At 69.4% G+C, this 15,325-nt stretch carries 13 protein-coding genes; 7 read left to right on the top strand and 6 right to left on the bottom strand.

All coding sequences use genetic code 11. From position 1 onward, the window contains the following. Positions 1-151 precede the first annotated feature (151 nt). Positions 152-1,024, bottom strand: a complete 873-nt coding sequence (locus LC039_RS13525) for a DMT family transporter (RefSeq protein ID WP_226625024.1) — start codon at positions 1,022-1,024, stop codon at positions 152-154. After that, positions 1,025-1,693 (bottom strand): tRNA (5-methylaminomethyl-2-thiouridine)(34)-methyltransferase MnmD, encoded by a 669-nt coding sequence (gene mnmD, locus LC039_RS13520; protein ID WP_226625023.1) that lies wholly within the window; start codon positions 1,691-1,693, stop codon positions 1,025-1,027. A gap of 51 nt (positions 1,694-1,744) precedes the next feature. On the opposite strand from mnmD, the gene LC039_RS13515 reads away from it, so the two are divergent. After that, positions 1,745-2,797, top strand: coding sequence for an NAD(P)/FAD-dependent oxidoreductase (locus LC039_RS13515; RefSeq protein WP_226625022.1), 1,053 nt, complete (start codon positions 1,745-1,747; stop codon positions 2,795-2,797). 188 nt (positions 2,798-2,985) lie between these two features. Next, a complete protein-coding gene (locus tag LC039_RS13510; protein ID WP_226625020.1) occupies positions 2,986-4,155 on the top strand; it encodes a M20 aminoacylase family protein in 1,170 nt (389 codons plus the stop codon). Between the two features lie 50 nt (positions 4,156-4,205). Here the strand turns inward: LC039_RS13510 and LC039_RS13505 are convergent, their stop codons facing one another. The 4 genes from LC039_RS13505 to LC039_RS13490 all read right to left on the bottom strand — a co-directional run bounded on the left by LC039_RS13505 (position 4,206) and on the right by LC039_RS13490 (position 9,713). Then, a complete protein-coding gene (locus LC039_RS13505) occupies positions 4,206-4,874 on the bottom strand; it encodes a class I SAM-dependent methyltransferase (RefSeq protein WP_226625018.1) in 669 nt (222 codons plus the stop codon). Positions 4,875-5,037: 163 nt separating this feature from the next. After that, positions 5,038-7,404, bottom strand: a complete 2,367-nt coding sequence (locus LC039_RS13500) for a Tex family protein (protein ID WP_226625016.1) — start codon at positions 7,402-7,404, stop codon at positions 5,038-5,040. A 297-nt stretch (positions 7,405-7,701) separates the two neighbouring features. Then, positions 7,702-8,427: a response regulator transcription factor gene (locus tag LC039_RS13495; RefSeq protein WP_226625014.1), complete on the bottom strand. Its 726-nt coding sequence runs from the start codon at positions 8,425-8,427 to the stop codon at positions 7,702-7,704. Beyond that, positions 8,424-9,713, bottom strand: a complete 1,290-nt coding sequence (locus tag LC039_RS13490; RefSeq protein ID WP_226625012.1) for a sensor histidine kinase — start codon at positions 9,711-9,713, stop codon at positions 8,424-8,426. Before LC039_RS13490 ends, LC039_RS13495 begins: the two co-directional genes overlap by 4 nt. A 212-nt stretch (positions 9,714-9,925) precedes the next feature. Between LC039_RS13490 and LC039_RS13485 the strand changes: the two genes are divergently transcribed. The 5 genes from LC039_RS13485 to LC039_RS13465 are packed head-to-tail and all read left to right on the top strand — an operon-like array spanning position 9,926 to position 15,182. Further along, positions 9,926-10,936, top strand: a complete 1,011-nt coding sequence (locus LC039_RS13485; RefSeq protein ID WP_226625011.1) for an ABC transporter substrate-binding protein — start codon at positions 9,926-9,928, stop codon at positions 10,934-10,936. Positions 10,937-10,942: 6 nt separating this feature from the next. Next, complete coding sequence (locus LC039_RS13480) at positions 10,943-12,373, top strand: sugar ABC transporter ATP-binding protein (RefSeq protein WP_226625010.1); 1,431 nt, start codon at positions 10,943-10,945, stop codon at positions 12,371-12,373. Position 12,374: 1 nt separating this feature from the next. Next, a complete protein-coding gene (locus LC039_RS13475; protein WP_226625009.1) occupies positions 12,375-13,304 on the top strand; it encodes an ABC transporter permease in 930 nt (309 codons plus the stop codon). A 13-nt stretch (positions 13,305-13,317) separates the two neighbouring features. Then, positions 13,318-14,253: an ABC transporter permease gene (locus LC039_RS13470; RefSeq protein ID WP_226625008.1), complete on the top strand. Its 936-nt coding sequence runs from the start codon at positions 13,318-13,320 to the stop codon at positions 14,251-14,253. Continuing rightward, complete coding sequence (locus LC039_RS13465; RefSeq protein WP_226625007.1) at positions 14,250-15,182, top strand: SMP-30/gluconolactonase/LRE family protein; 933 nt, start codon at positions 14,250-14,252, stop codon at positions 15,180-15,182. The genes LC039_RS13470 and LC039_RS13465 overlap by 4 nt, the downstream gene beginning before the upstream one ends. Positions 15,183-15,325 lie beyond the last annotated feature (143 nt).

The raw sequence follows: 15,325 nt of genomic DNA, 5'->3' as shown, positions 1-15,325 counted from the left end.
ATCATCGTCGCCATTTACCTAGCGTAATCAAGGATAAATTGCCGAGACGCCGCCGACACGGCCGGAGTGCGCCGGGCCCGGTCATCGCCGGGCGGCGCCTCTCCGTCTGCGCCATGCGCGGCGGCTGCAGCGGGCCGCGGGCCCGCCGGGCTCAGCCCTGCGCGGCCTTGCGCGCCCGGATCAGCGTGAAGATGCCCGCGCAGACGATGATCCCGGCGCCGAGCGCCACGTTGGGCCGCAGCGTCTCGCCGAAGACCAGCATCCCCAGCGCCGAGGCAAAGACCAGCTGCAGGTAGGCGAAGGGCTGCACCGCCGAGGCCTCGGCGACCTCGTAGCACTTGATCAGCGTGTAGTGGCCGGTGGCCCCGCTCAGGCAGAGCAGCGCCATCATGCCCCAGTCCGGCAGGCTCATCGGCTCCCAGAACCACATGCCGATCAGCGTCGCCGTCACAACGCCCGCCACGCCGGTCCAGAAGAAGGAGGTCGCCGCGCTGTCGGTGCGCGCGACGCGGCGGGTGAGCAGCCCGTAGAGGGCGAACATCAGCGCCGCCAGCAGCGGGATCGCCGAGAGCGGCGAGAACACGCCGCCCGAAGGCTGCAGGATGATGAGGATGCCGACAAAGCCGATGCCGATCGCGGTCCAGCGCCGCCAGCCGACCTTCTCGCCCAGCACAGGGCCGGAGAGCGCGGCGATCAGCAGCGGGTAGCAGGCAAAGACCGCATGCGCCTCGACCAGCCCGAGGTAGACGAAGGAGGTCACCATCACGCAGATTTCGAGCACCAGCAGCACGCCGCGGAAGGCCTGAAGGAACGGCTGGCCGCTCTTCGCTGCGGCCCGCAGCCCGCCCTTGCTGCGCGCCGCGATGGTCAGCACGAAGACCGCGAAGAACCAGTAGCGCACCATCGTCACCATGTAGACGTTGGTGGCCTCCGACAGGTGCCGCGACAGGCCGTCCTGCAGCGCGAAGATGAAGGTGGTGAGCACCATCAGCCAGATGCCGAGGCGGGTGTCCTGCTGGGCCATTCAGGGCTTCCTTGCGACGGTCATGTGGCGCTTGCGGCCGTGGCCGGGGCGGCGTTCGACCTCGAAGCCGGACTCGGTCAGTGCGCGGCGCACGTGGCCCGCGGCGGTATAGGTCGCGGCGCTGCCGCCGGGGGCGGTGTGGCGGGCGACCTCGGTCATCAGGTCCGGCCCCCAGAGCTCGGGATTCTTGGCAGGCGAGAAGCCGTCGAGGAACCAGGCATCGGCGTGATCCTTCCAGGCGGGCAGGGTCTGCCGGGCATCGCCCTCGACCATCGTGAATTGCAGGTCGGGCAGGGCGATCTCCCGAGCGTTCTGCTGCCAGAAGGGCGCCAGCTCTGCGGCGATCTCCGACAGCTCGGGGAAGGCCGCCTGCGCGCGCAGCATGTCATCCGCCGTGAGCGGGAAGGCCTCGAAGCTGGTGAAGCGCAGGGTGCCGGGAATGCCCGCCACGCGCCACAGCGCCAGCGTCGCCAGCAGGTTGAGCCCGGTGCCGAAACCGAGCTCGGCCACGTGGAAGCCGTCGCGCAGCCGCGCGGGCAGATCGTTGCCCGCGTGAAAGGTGTGCCGGGTCTCCGACAGGCCGTTTTCCAGCGAGTAGTAGGGGTCGTCGAAGCGCGGCGAGACCGGAACGTCTCCGTCGCGCCACTCCGGGGTGTCGGGCTGGCTCATTCTGCGCACCTGTCCTAGAACTGTGATCCTACATGAAGCGGAGACGGCAGAATGGCAAGCGGGCAGAACGGCGTGGATGTGACGGTGCGCGGGGCGGGGGTTTTCGGCCTGTCGATCGCCTGGGCCTGCGTGCAGCGCGGCGCACGCGTGCAGGTGGTCGACCCCTTTGGCGCGGGCTCCGGATCGAGCGGCGGGCAGGTCGGCGCGCTGGCCCCGCATGTGCCCGAGAACTGGAACCCGAAGAAGGCCTTCCAGCTCGACAGCCTGCTGATGGCCGGCGAGTTCTGGGCGAGCGTCGAGGCGGCGGGCGGCGTTTCGGCGGGCTACGGGAGGCTCGGGCGGCTGCAGCCTTTGACGGACGACAAGGCGGTGGCGCTGGCGCGCGGGCGCGAGGTCACGGCGCGCGAGCTTTGGGGCGACAATGCGGTCTGGCAGGTGATCGAGGCGACCCAGGCCGGCCCGTGGGCGCCGGTGTCGCCCTCGGGCCTTTTGGTGCGCGACACGCTCACCGCCCGGATGAACCCGCGCCGGGCCTGCGCGGCGCTGGTCGCGGCGCTTGCGGCGCGCGGGGTCGAGGTGCAGCCCGAGGCCGAGGACGCGGGACGGGTGCTCTGGGCCACCGGCTGGCGCGGCCTGCAGGAGCTGTCGCGGGTGCTTGGCAAGACCGTCGGCACCGGCGTGAAGGGGCAGTCGGTGAGCCTGCGCTTTGACGCGGGCGCGGTACCGCAGATCTACGCCGAGGGGCTGCACGTGGTGCCGCACGCCGATGGCACCGTGGCGATCGGATCGACCTCGGAGCGCGACTTCGACGACCCTGCGGCCACTGACGAGCAATGCGACGACCTCGTCGCGCGCGCCGCGCTGGCGGTCCCGGCGCTGGCAGGCGCGGAGGTGATCGAACGCTGGGCCGGGGTGCGTCCGCGCGCCCGCAGCCGCGCGCCGATGCTCGGCGCCTGGCCGGGGCGCGAGGGGCATTTCATCGCCAATGGCGGTTTCAAGATCGGCTTTGGCATGGGCCCCAAGGTGGCGCAGGTCATGGCCGACCTGCTGCTCGACGGGCGCGATGCCATTCCCGAGGGGTTCCGGGTCGAAGATTCTCTCTGAGCACCTTGGCCTCGCGTCCGGTTTCTGCGACCGTGCGCGGGTGATCCGGCGGGCTCCCGAAACGGGCGCCCGGTCGCGCGCATCCCCACGTCCTTGCGGAGCCGTCCTCCCGATGCTTCTGCCGCGTGCCGCGATGCCGCCGCCCGCCCGTGGCGCCCCTGCCGGATCGGGACAACAGGAGAGACCGCGTGACCCACGCAGAAGACATGGCCCGCATCGCAGAAGACGCGAAAGACTGGCGACGAAGCATCCACGAGCAGCCCGAACTGCTCTACGAGCTGCACAAGACCGCCGCCTTCGTCGAGGAGAAGCTGAAGGGCTTCGGTGTCGACGAGATCGCGACCGGCATTGCCAAGACCGGCATCGTGGCGCTGATCAAGGGCGCCAGGGGCGACGGCCCGGTGATCGGCCTGCGCGCCGACATGGACGCGCTGCCGATGGACGAGAAGACCAACCTTCCCTACGCCTCGAAGGTGCCCGGCATGATGCATGCCTGCGGCCACGACGGGCACACGGCGACGCTGCTCGCCGCCGCGCAGTACCTCTGCCAGAGCCGCGACTTCGCCGGCACCGTGGCGCTGATCTTCCAGCCCGCCGAAGAGGGCGGCGCGGGCGCGCGCACGATGATCGAGGAGGGGCTGCTCGAGCGCTTCGGCATCGACAGCGTCTACGCCATGCACAACAAGCCGGGCCTGCCGGTCGGCCAGTTCGCCACCCGGCCCGGCCCGCTGATGGCGGGCGGCGATCGCTTCATGGTGACCGTCTCCGGGCGCGGTGGCCATGCCTCGGCGCCGACCATGTCGATTGACCCGGTGGTCGCGGCGGCGCATCTCATTGCCTCGGCGCAGACGCTGGTCTCGCGCTTTTCGGACCCTTTCGACCAGGTGGTTGTTTCGATCACCTATCTTGATGCCGGTTCAAGCGGGGCGCTGAACGTGATCCCCGACACCGCGGTCTTCGGCGGCACCATCCGCACGATGAATTCCGACACCCGTGCCGAGATCGAGGGACACCTGCGCCGCATGCTCAACGCCGGCGCTGAGCAGTTCGGCTGCGAGGCCGAGCTCGACTGGCGTCCGGGCTATCCGGTGACCGCCAACGATCCGGCCAAGGCGGCCGTGGCCGTGGGCGCGGCGGCGGCGGTTGCGGGGGCCGAGAATGTCGACGACGATTGCGACCGGATGATGGGCTCCGAGGATTTCTCCTACATGCTCGAGGCACGCCCCGGCGCCATCGTCTGGTACGGTAACGGCGACAGCGCTGAACTGCACAATGCCGCCTACAACTTCAACGACGAGGCGATCTTGCCGGGCATGCGCTACTGGGTCGAACTGGTGCAGCGCGAGCTGGCCGCCTGAGGACGCGCCTGCCCGGCGAGCCGGGCAGGCCACTTTGTGCCGCTGTCGACTCAGGCCCGCAGGGGCCGCGCGGTGAAGAGCACCTGGCCGCGCGGCAGCATCACCGCGCCGCGCGCGACCGTCCAGCCGCTGCCCTGCGCCAGGTGCACCACGTCCTCGGCGAGGATGTGGTAGGGCGCACGGATGTCATGGGTCACCACGCCGTCGGGCTGGCGATAGGGCCGCATCGCGCTCACCGGGTCGGGGGCGAGGAAGACGGTGAAGAAGAACTGCTCCAGCCGTTCGAACCGGCGCAGGTTGATCAGCGCGCGGCGCAGGTAGGCCATGGGCAGATGCGGGAAGACCGCGAAGGCGATGGCATGGGTGATGCTGTCCGGCACACCGGGGAAATCGAAGCGCGCGTCCTCGATCAACCGCGCGGGATCGAGCCGCGCCGGATCCCCGAGCTCCGCCCCGTGCCCGGCCAGGAGGATCTCGCGCGAGGCATCCGTGGCCCAGTAATGGCCGGGGTCGAGATAGGGCACGGCCTTGCAGCCGAGCCGCAGCGATCCCGCTCCGATGTCGAGCAGGTGGTGGTGCGGCAGCAGGCCGGCGTCCTGCAGGATCGACATCTCGATCCGCCCGGTTTCTTCCCAGCGTCCGCCGACGATGGCGCGGTGCCGGCCCGCGGCGATGGCCGACGCGTAGAACCCGGCCAGTTCATAGGGGTTGGTGGACACGATCTGATGATTCCAGGGAAGGCAGGCGCAAAGGAGCCCCGCGCCTGCCTTGCGCCCAGTTCCGCGCGCAAGTCAAGACGGCAGACGCGGGGGCACGGCGAAAGCCCCATGGTGTACCGCGCGCCGAACGGCGGTTGCCCACCCGGCGCGCGGAGTCCCGAGATCAGTGCTTTTTCTTCATCGCGTCCATCAGCGCCGCGCCGAGCGCGCCCTGACCGCCGCCCGAGCCGTCCTTCGGCCCGGCGTTCATCGGTCCCCGCGGGCCCTTGCCGCCCCGGCCGCCACCAGGCCCGCCCTTCGGGCCACCCTTGCCCTGCGCGCCCCTGTCGGGCGCCCCACGCCGTTCCTGCGCGGCCTCGCGGCCGCTGCCATCCTTGCGCATCGACAGGCCGATCCGCTTGCGCGGCACGTCGACCTCGGTGACGCGGACCTTCACCACGTCGCCGGCCTTCACCACCTCGTGCGGATCCTTCACGAAACGGTCGGCAAGCTGGCTGACATGCACCAGCCCGTCCTGGTGCACGCCGATGTCGACGAAGGCACCGAAGGCCGTGACGTTGGTCACCGTGCCCTCGAGCATCATGCCGGGACGCAGGTCGGTGATCTCCTCGACGCCATCGGTGAAGCTGGCGGTGACGAAGTCGGGGCGCGGATCGCGGCCGGGCTTTTCCAGCTCCGACAGGATGTCGCGCACGGTGGGCAGGCCGAAGGCGCCGTCGACGAACTCCTCGGCGCGCAGGCCCTTGAGCGCCTGCGGCTGGCCCATGATCTGGCGGATGTCGCGGCCGCAGGCGGCGACGATCTTGCGCGCCACGCCGTAGGCTTCCGGGTGCACCGAGGAGGCATCCAGCGGCTCGATGCCGTCGCGGATGCGCAGGAAGCCGGCGCATTGCTCGAAGGCCTTCGGCCCCAGCCCCGCCACTTTCAGCAGCGCCTTGCGCGAGGGAAAGGCGCCGGTGCTGTCGCGGTGGCTGACGATGGACTGCGCCAACGACGGGCCGAGGCCCGCGACATGGGCCAGCAGCGGCGCGGAGGCGGTGTTGAGATCGACCCCCACGGCGTTCACCGCGTCCTCGACCACCGCCTCGAGCGACTGCGCCAGTTTGCGCTGGTCGACGTCATGCTGGTACTGGCCGACGCCGATGCTCTGGGGCGTGATCTTCACCAGTTCGGCCAGCGGATCCTGCAGGCGGCGGGCAATGGACACGGCGCCGCGCAGGCTGACGTCGAGATCGGGGAATTCCTTGGCCGCTGTTTCGGAGGCGGAGTAGACCGAGGCGCCGGCCTCGGACACCACCACCTTTGTCGGCTTCTTCACCGCGGCGGGCAGCAGTTTCAGCACGTCGCCGACGAGGCGCTCGGTCTCGCGGCTGGCGGTGCCATTGCCGATGGCAATGAGCTCGATCTTGTGGCGGGCGATCAGCTCCATCAGCGTGGCGGTGGCGCCGCGCGTGTCGTTCTTCGGCTGAAACGGGTAGATCGTCGCCGTATCCAGAAGCTTGCCGGTGGCATCCACCACGGCGCATTTCACTCCGGTGCGGATGCCCGGATCGAGGCCCAGCGTCGCCTTCGAGCCAGCCGGGGCGGCGAGCAGCAGGTCCTTGAGGTTGAGGGCAAAGACGTTGATCGCCTCTTCATGGGCGCGGCGGCGCAGCTCGGTCATCAGGTCGACGTACATCGACAGGCTCAGCTTCACCCGCCACGTCCACTCGGCAACGCCGCGCAGCCACTGGTCGCCGGGGGCATTGCCGGGGATTCCGATGGCGGTGGCCACGATGTCCTCACCGCGGCGCGTCGAGGTCTCGGGGTCGGGGGCGATGTCGACGGTGACCACTTCCTCCTTCGAGGCGCGCAGGATCGCCAGCGCGCGGTGCGAGGGGATATCGGCCCATTTCTCGCGGTGGTCGAAATAGTCGGAGAACTTGGCGCCCTCCTGCTCCTTGCCCGGCGCGACCTTGGCCGAAATGAAAGCCTCGGCGCGCATGAACTCGCGCAGGGTGCCCAGAAGGGCGGCGTTCTCGGTCAGCTCCTCGCCGAGAATGTCGCGCGCGCCTTCCAGTGCCGCCTTCACGTCGGCAACGGTCTGGCCGAGGTAGGCTTCGGCCAGCTTGGCGGGATCGGCGCTGCGGTCATTCTCGATGGCGCGCAGCAGCGGCTCGAGCCCGTTCTCGCGGGCGATCATCGCGCGGGTGCGGCGCTTGGGCTTGTAGGGCAGGTAGATGTCTTCGAGCGCGGCCTTGGTCTCGGCCCCGGCGATGGACTTTTCGAGCCCATCGGTCAGCTTGCCCTGCTCCTTGATCGAGTCGCGGATGGCCACGCGGCGGGCTTCCAGCTCGCGCAGGTAGGTGAGGCGTTCTGACAGGTTGCGCAGCTGGGTGTCGTCGAGACCGCCTGTCACTTCTTTCCGGTAGCGCGCCACGAAGGGCACCGTGGCGCCGCCGTCGAGCAGCTCGACCGCCGCCGTCACCTGTTTCGGACTGGCCTGGATTTCCCGGGCGATGGTGCTGGCGATACGGGTCTGGGTGTCCACGGCTGCGGCCTCCTCTGGGTCTTCGGGAAGGCCGGTGTAGCCTTGCCGCGCGGCTGCGCCAAGAGGGTGTGTAAGGGGCGGCTGATCCTTGCGCGGCTGCGCAGTGATCGTCGCGCCAACCCGACCGGACTCCAGGCGAAGCGACCGGGCGAGCGCCGGCCTGTACCCGAAGGCTGGCGCTTTGGCACTGGTGTGCAACGTCAGGGTCTTGTCCGGACTTGGCCGGGACAAAGCCTAGACCTCGACCGTTGCCGAGCCATCCCACGGGCCAGCGCTCGCCCGGCTCCCGCTGCGCCCCTAGTGCACCGACCTTGCCCGCCCCGCCAGCCAGCGCTCGTAGTCGCGCTGCGCGCTCTCCAGCGTCTCGACGTTCAGCGTGCGGGTGGTGAAGGCCCGCGAGAGCGCCTTCACCCGCTTGTTGAGCGCCGGGCCGATCTCCTCGCCGTCCACCCCGAGCTTGTCGTAGAGCGACAGCAGCCGGTTCTGCACCGTACGCAGGGACATGCCGCGGCGCTCGGCGATCAGCTTGTCCTGCAGCCCCAGCGCCAGATCCAGCAGCACCGCGTATTCGCTGTCGTCGAGCGCGTTGCGCGGGCTCGCGCTGCGGCGCTGCAGTCGGTGGATCTCGCGGTCGACCATGATCTGCCCCTCGAGCAGCACCGCGCGCAGCGCCAGCTTCAGCCGCTCGCGGGTGGCGGTCTTCAGCACGTAGCCGTAGGCGCTGTCCTCGGGCACGATCCGCGAGATGCCGCGCAGGTAGGCCTCGTCGGAGTAGTTCGACCAGAAGAGGATGCGCGTGCCCGGCCGCTCGGCCCAGATCGCGCGGGCGGCCTCGATGCCGTTGCGCCCGTCCATCTGCAGGTCCATGACCACCGCCTCGATGCGGGCGTCGCGGGCCTCGGCCTCGCCGGCGGCGCCGTCGGTGGCATGCAGCATCTCGGTCACTTCGGGCAGCGCCTCGGCAAGCGCATCCTGGAGGTAGGAGGCGTGGAACTGGTCATCCTCGACAAGCAGGACTTTCATCGGGGCAGGACTTTCATGCGGTCTGGCCTTTCATACGGGGCTTCCGGAAGAGTGACGGTGACGCGGGTGCCCGCGTCGGCGACGATCTCGAGATCCGCGCCGATGAGATGGGCGCGGGTGCGCAGGTGTGACAGGCCCGAGCGGCGACCGACCTCGGGGCCGATTCCGATGCCGTCGTCGCTGATGGTGATGCGCAGCCGGTCCTGCGGTTCGGACGTGACGGTGACGAGGATGCGCCGCGCGCCGGCGTGGCGGGCGGCATTGTTGATCGCCTCCTGCGTGATGCGGAAGAGCGCGGTGCGTGCGGTGGCGCCCAGCCGGTCGGGGGCGCCGTCGGTCTCGTCCTCGACATCCACCTCGACGGGCTCGGCGCCGACGGCGCGCTCGAGATGCACGCGCACTGCATGCGCAAAACCGAAGAGGTCGAGCAGGGTGGGCACGGCGGTGTCGATCAGCGCGCGCAGGTCGTCGATCGTGTCGGTAACGCGCTCTGCCAGAAGGTCGCGGTCAAGCGGCGCCTCGCCGGTCAGCTCGCGCAGGATGCGGGTGAGATCGGCGAGGGTCTGGTCGTGCAGGTCCATGCCGATGCGCTGGCGTTCCTGCTCGAGGGTCTGGGTCAGCTCCAGCGCGCCCTGTCGCAGCCCCTCGGCCTGTTCCTGCGCCCGCGCGCGCAGCTGCGCCGCCTGGCTGGCCCTCGCCGCGCCGTGCAGCGCGTGGAACCACGGGGCGAGCAGGTCGGCCAGCGCCTGCGCCAGCGGCAGGTGGCTCTCGGTGTAGAAACCCTCGGTGCCATGCGAGACATTGAGCGTGCCGGTGACCTTGCCCATGACCCGCAGCGGCACGTTGATCCGGGCGCGCAGCCGATGGTTCAGGATCGGCTCGCAGCAGGCGCCGGGGAAGGTCTGCTGCGGATCCTCCATTGCATTGGCGGAGAGCATGGCCGCGCTGTGTCCCTGCAGCACGTCGCGCACCGGCGAGTACTGCACCCGGGTGCGGCGCTGCGACCAGCGCGTCTCGATCCCGGCCTCGAAGCTGACCACCCAGCCGGGCGTGTCGTGCAGGCAGATGTCGATGTGGCTGAAGGGCAGGACGCTGGCGATCTCGGGCGCGACGGCGCTGAGCGCCGAGCCGATCTCGACCTCGCCGGAGAGTCGCGCGGCAATGCGCCCGAAGACCTCGGCGGTGTCTGGCCCGGCTGTGAAGCCGCCGATGTCCTGATTGTCCGGCGGCGCACTGGCGGGCGCGCGCCTGAAACGCGCGGCCCCGGCCGTCTGCGGTAAACTCATGATCCCTCCCCACGCGCCTCCTCTTGCGCGTCTCCGCAAGATGGCGCGTCTTGCCGAAGAAGAAAACACCCTTTCCCGCAGAGAAACTGCGGAAGCCCGCAAGTGTTCTGCGGGATGCACACTTTACGCGCAGCTTCCGCAAGGGCAGCATGAGCGTGCCCGTGGAGGACGGGCATCCAGTGAGCGCCCGGAATAGGGCGATGGGAGGGAGAATGACCAAGACAATGATGCTGCTCGGCGCAGCGGGGCTTGCCATGGCGGCGGGCGGCGCATTTGCCGACACTTCGGGCAAGCGCATCGCGCTGTCCAACAACTACGCCGGCAACTCGTGGCGGCAGGCGATGCTGCAGACCTTCGAGGAGGTTGGCGCGCAGGCGGTGGACGAGGGCGTCGTCGCCGCGGCGGACGCCTATACGACCTCCGAGAACCAGGCCACCGAGCAGGCCGCGCAGATCCAGAACATGATCCTGCAGGGCTATGATGCGATCATCCTCAACGCCGCCTCGCCGACGGCGCTGAACGGCGCGGTTGAAGAGGCCTGCAACGCCGGTGTCACCGTGGTCAGCTTCGACGGCATCGTCACCGCGCCCTGCGCGTGGCGCATCGCTGTGGATTTCAAGGCGATGGGCAAGGAGCAGGTCGAATACCTGGCAAGCCGCCTGCCCGAGGGCGGCAACCTGCTGGAGATCCGCGGCCTTGCCGGGGTCTTCGTGGATGATGAGATCCACGCGGGCATCGAGGAAGGCGTCGCCGAGAACGACCAGTTCGAGATCGTCGGCTCGGTGCATGGGGACTGGGCGCAGGACGTGGCGCAGAAGGCCGTGGCGGGCGTGCTGCCCTCGCTGCCCGACGTGGTCGGCGTGGTGACCCAGGGCGGCGATGGCTACGGTGCGGCGCAGGCCTTCAAGGCCGCAGGCCGCGACACGCCACTCATCGTGCTCGGCAACCGCCAGGACGAGATGCAGTGGTGGGCCGAGCAGCGCGACGCCAACGGCTACGAGACCATGTCGCTGTCGATCGCGCCCGGCGTGGCCTCGCTGGCCTTCTGGGTGGCGCAGCAGATCCTCGATGGCGCCGAGGTGCCCAAGGACCTGACCGTGCCCTTCCTGAAGGTGACGCAGGACACGCTGGACGAGGCGCTGGAGACCACCCCCGAGGGCTCGGTCGCCAATACCGTCTACTCGCTCGACGATGCCAAGGCCGTGATTTCCGAGGCGATGTAACACAGCATGAGTACCGCAGCCCCTTCGGCTGCGCCGATCGTCGCCCTGACCGAAGCCGCCAAGCACTTCGGTCCGGTCAGGGCGCTCGACGGCGTGAGCCTGTCCATCTCTCCCGGTGACTGCCTCGGCCTCGTCGGCCACAACGGCGCCGGGAAATCCACGCTCGTCAACGTGGTCAATGGCGGGCTCGCGCCCACCTCGGGCAGCGTGGCCTTTCCCGCCTCCGGCGGAACGACGGCGCTGGCCGCCGGGGTGCGCTCGGTGTTCCAGGAACTCTCGCTCTGCCCGAACCTCACGGTGGCCGAGAACCTGCGCATTTCGCATTCGGCCCTCAAGGGCATGAACTGGCGCGGGCCGGCGCGGGTCGAGATCCGCGCCGCGCTGGATCAGGTCTTCCCCGGCAACGGCATCGACGCCGATGCGCCGGTCGACACGCTCACCATCGCCGAGCGGCAGATGGTCGAGATCGCCATCGGCTTCGCTCCGCGCGGAACCGAGGCGAAGCTGGTCATCCTCGACGAGCCCACCTCGTCGCTGGATGCCGGCATTGCCGAACAGCTTCTTGCCCATATCAAGCGGTTCTGCGCGGACGGCGGTGCGGTGATCTTCATCTCTCACATGCTGGGAGAGATTTTCGAGGTCGCGACCCGCATTCTCGTGATGAAGGACGGCAAGGTCGTCGCCGAGAAACCCGCCGGGGGGTTCACCCGGCAGGGGCTGGTGGATGCCATGGGCCACGTCGCCGCCGAGGGCGCCGCGGCGCAGGCGGCGCGGGTGCAGGGCGCGGAAGTCGTGCACACGCCCGAGGGGCTGCGCGCCCGCGAGGGCGAGATTGTCGGGCTGTCGGGGCTGGCCGGGCACGGCCAGGCCGAGGCGCTGGCCCGGCTCTATCTCGGGGCCACCTCCTCGTGGCGCAGTCCGCGCGAGGCGGGGCTGGTCTTCGTCGCCGGGGACCGGGGGCGCGATGGCGTGTTGCCGCTCTGGTCGATCCTGCGCAATGCCTCGATCTCGATCCTGCCGCAGATCGCCAGGCGCGGGATGGTCGACCGGACCCGAGAAACCGAGATCATCGCCGAGTGGAAGAAACGCATCGGCATCCGCACCGACGACGTGACCAACCCCATCCTGTCGCTCTCGGGCGGCAACCAGCAGAAGGTGCTCTTCGCCCGCGCGCTCGCCTCCGCCGCCCCGGTGGTGGTGATGGACGATCCGATGCGCGGCGTCGACGTGGGCACCAAACAGGACGTCTATGCAATGATCCGCGCCGAGGCCGCCAAGGGCCGCACCTTCCTTTGGTATTCGACCGAGACAGAGGAGGTCTGCCAGTGCGACCGCGTCTTCGTCTTCCGCAACGGCGAGATCTCCGCCGAGCTGACCGGCGACGAGATCACCGAGGAGCGCATCCTCGAGGCTTCTTTCGAGATGGAAGGGGCGTGAGGTGAAGCTGTTTGCGAAATACCGGATCCTCTTGCCCGTGGTCTCTCTGGCGGTGCTGCTGGCGGCGACCTTCTACATGCAGCCGCGGGCGATGAGCTACTTCGGGCTCAACCTGCTGTTCAACCTCGCCGTGCCCATCGCGCTGGCGACCATCGCGCAGATGATGATCATCATGGTCAACGACATCGACCTGTCGCTCGGCGCCTTCGTGTCGCTGGTGGCCTGCGTGACGGCGACCTTCCTCAACGACAGCCCGATGCTGGGCGTGCTGATCCTGCTGGCGCTGGTGTTGTGCTATGCCGCGCTCGGGGCGGTGATCCACGCGCTCGATCTGCCCGCCATCGTGGTGACCCTGGGCATGTCCTTCGTCTGGGGCGGGCTGGCTCTGTTCATCCTGCCGTCACCCGGCGGCGCCAGCCCCGGCTGGCTGCGCGCGCTGATGACCGTCAAGCCGCCCTACATCCCCATGGCGGTCTGCGCGTCGGTGATCATCGCGGTGGTCACCCATCTGCTGATCATCCGCTCCGGCATCGGCACGGTGCTGCGCGGGGTCGGCGGCAACGACCGCTCGGTGCAGCGCGCCGGCTGGCCGGTGGTGCGGCTGAAGGCGCTGGCCTACGGGCTGGCGGGGCTCTTCGGGGTCTTCGCGGGCATGGCGCTGGTCGGGCTCACCACCTCGGCCGATGCCAATATCGCGCTGCGCTACACGCTGCTGTCCATCGCCGGGGTGATCCTCGGCGGCGGCGAGTTCACCGGCGGCAAGGTGAGCCCCGTCGGCGCGGTGATCGGTGCCCTGACGCTGACGCTCGCGGCCTCCTTCCTGAGCTTCCTGCGGCTCTCGCCCGATTGGCAGATCGGCGCGCAGGGGGCGATCCTGATCCTTGTCCTGACGGCGCGGCTTCTGTTCACCCGCCGCGACGCGCAGGCGTGAGGAGGAGGCGCGCATGAAACTCATCCAAAAACCCTGGCTCTGGTCCTGGGTCGCCGCTGCCGCCGCCTTTGCGCTCACCGTTGCACTGACCGAGGGGCGCGGTGCCGGAGAGCTGGCCTATGCCGCGCTCAGCTTCGGCGCCTTCGCCGCGATTGTCGGACTCGGGCAGATGCTGGTGATCACGCTGGGGCCGGGCAACGTCGACCTGTCGATCCCGGCCACCATGACACTCTCGGGCACTCTGGCCCTGAAGGCCATGGGCTCGGACCCCGGCACGGCCTGGATGGGGCTGGGCGTGGCGGTGCTCGTCGGCCTCGGCACCGGCCTTGCCAATTTCGCGCTGATCTACCTGCTGCGGCTGCCGCCCATTATCGCCACGCTCGCCGCCTCGCTGCTCTACCAGTCGCTGGCGATCTGGTCGAACCGGGGACTGCGCATCAAGCCGCCTGCCGGGCTCGCCGAGTTCGCCACCGGGCGTACGCTGGGGATCCCGAACGTCGCGCTCGTGGGGCTGGGCCTGTCGCTGCTGATCTGGGTACTTCTGGAACGCTCGGTCTGGGGGCGCTGGCTGCTGGCCTCGGGGCAGAACCTGCGCGCCGCGCGGCTGGCCGGTGTGCCGGTCGAGGCGGTGCGGGCCGCGACCTATGTCGCCGTCACCGTCTTTGCGGCCATAGCGGGCTACCTGCTGGCCAGCTTCTCGGGCGGCGCGGCGCTGAACATGGGGGCGGAATACCTGCTGATGTCCATCGCCGTGGTGGTCATCGGCGGCACCTCCATCGCCGGGGGCTTTTCCAACGTGCCCGGCGTCTGGGGCGCCTCGCTCTTCATGTTCCTCGTCGTCTCCATGCTCAACTCCTACGGCGCGGGCGCCGGGGTGCGCATGGTTCTGACCGGTCTCATCATCATCGGCATCGTCATTGCCGCCAGCACGAGGAGGGTCCAGCGATGATCCGCACGCCCGAGCACCTGGAGATCCATGACGAGAGGTTCCGCCGCCTCGTGCACCCGATGGGCAAGCTGGAACAGCTCTGCACCGGGTTTACCTGGACCGAGGGGCCGGTCTGGTTCGGCGACCGAAACGCGCTGATCTTCTCCGAGATCCCCTCGCAGACCCTCTACCAATGGACCGAGGGGCAGGGGCTCAGCGTCTACCGCGAACAGAGCCAGTTCAACAACGGCAACACCCGCGACCCCTGGGGACGGCTGGTGGGGTGCCGGCACGGCACGCGGGACGTGGTGCGGACCGAGTATGACGGCGCGCTGACCGTGCTCGCCTCCGAGCACGGGGGCAAGCGGCTCAACTCGCCGAATGACGTTGTGGTCAGCTCCGACGGCGCCGTGTGGTTCACCGACCCGACCTACGGCATCATCTCGAATTTCGAGGGCAACCGCGCCGAGCCCGAGCTATCCGCGCGCAATGTCTTCCGCATCCCGCCGGAGGGCGGCGCGCCTGAGCCGGTGATCTCGGATTTCGCGCAACCGAACGGCCTGTGCTTCTCGCCGGACGAGTCCGTCCTCTACGTGGCCGAGAGCGGTTCGAGCCACGACGACAGCGTCCCCTCGGTGATCCGCAAGTACGCGGTGGACGGCGGCACTCTGACGCCGCTCGGCGATTTCGCCACGCTCGACTGCGGGCTGCCGGACGGGATGCGCTGCGACTTGGAGGGCAACCTCTGGTCCTCGGCCGGCGACGGGGTGCATTGCTTCGCGCCCGACGGCACGCTTCTGGGCAAGATCCTTGTGCCCGAGGTGGTGGCCAACCTCTGTTTCGGCGGCCCGGACGGGCAGCGCATGTACATTACCGCGACGAGCTCGGTCTACCGCGTCTTCGTCGATGTGAAAGGCGCCGAGCCCTGGACCCGCAGCGCCCGCGCCTGAGCGGTTTTCCCTCTGTTCCCGAGTGCGCCCGCCCGGGATGCATCCGTGCCGCGGGTTCCCGCTGAGCTTTCAAAAACCCGTGTCCGTGTTCGTCGGAACACGGCCCGGGACCTTCCCGTTGCATATCCAGACGCGCCGAAAAT

It is taken from the genome of Alloyangia pacifica, from assembly GCF_020524285.1.
GTDB classification, from domain to species: domain Bacteria; phylum Pseudomonadota; class Alphaproteobacteria; order Rhodobacterales; family Rhodobacteraceae; genus Salipiger; species Salipiger pacificus_B.
Note: the sequence above shows the minus strand (reverse complement) of the source record. Positions and strands in the feature narration are given on the sequence as shown.

What these genes read in the sequence shown, in the direction of transcription:
- mnmD (WP_226625023.1), bottom strand. Translation starts at nt 1,693, where the DNA reads ATGAGCCAGCCCGACACCCCGGAGTGGCGCGACGGAGACGTTCCGGTC.
- LC039_RS13515 (WP_226625022.1), top strand. Translation starts at nt 1,745, where the DNA reads ATGGCAAGCGGGCAGAACGGCGTGGATGTGACGGTGCGCGGGGCGGGG.
- LC039_RS13485 (WP_226625011.1), top strand. Translation starts at nt 9,926, where the DNA reads ATGACCAAGACAATGATGCTGCTCGGCGCAGCGGGGCTTGCCATGGCG.
- LC039_RS13525 (WP_226625024.1), bottom strand. Translation starts at nt 1,024, where the DNA reads ATGGCCCAGCAGGACACCCGCCTCGGCATCTGGCTGATGGTGCTCACC.
- LC039_RS13480 (WP_226625010.1), top strand. Translation starts at nt 10,943, where the DNA reads ATGAGTACCGCAGCCCCTTCGGCTGCGCCGATCGTCGCCCTGACCGAA.
- LC039_RS13470 (WP_226625008.1), top strand. Translation starts at nt 13,318, where the DNA reads ATGAAACTCATCCAAAAACCCTGGCTCTGGTCCTGGGTCGCCGCTGCC.
- LC039_RS13490 (WP_226625012.1), bottom strand. Translation starts at nt 9,713, where the DNA reads ATGAGTTTACCGCAGACGGCCGGGGCCGCGCGTTTCAGGCGCGCGCCC.
- LC039_RS13465 (WP_226625007.1), top strand. Translation starts at nt 14,250, where the DNA reads ATGATCCGCACGCCCGAGCACCTGGAGATCCATGACGAGAGGTTCCGC.
- LC039_RS13495 (WP_226625014.1), bottom strand. Translation starts at nt 8,427, where the DNA reads ATGAAAGTCCTGCTTGTCGAGGATGACCAGTTCCACGCCTCCTACCTC.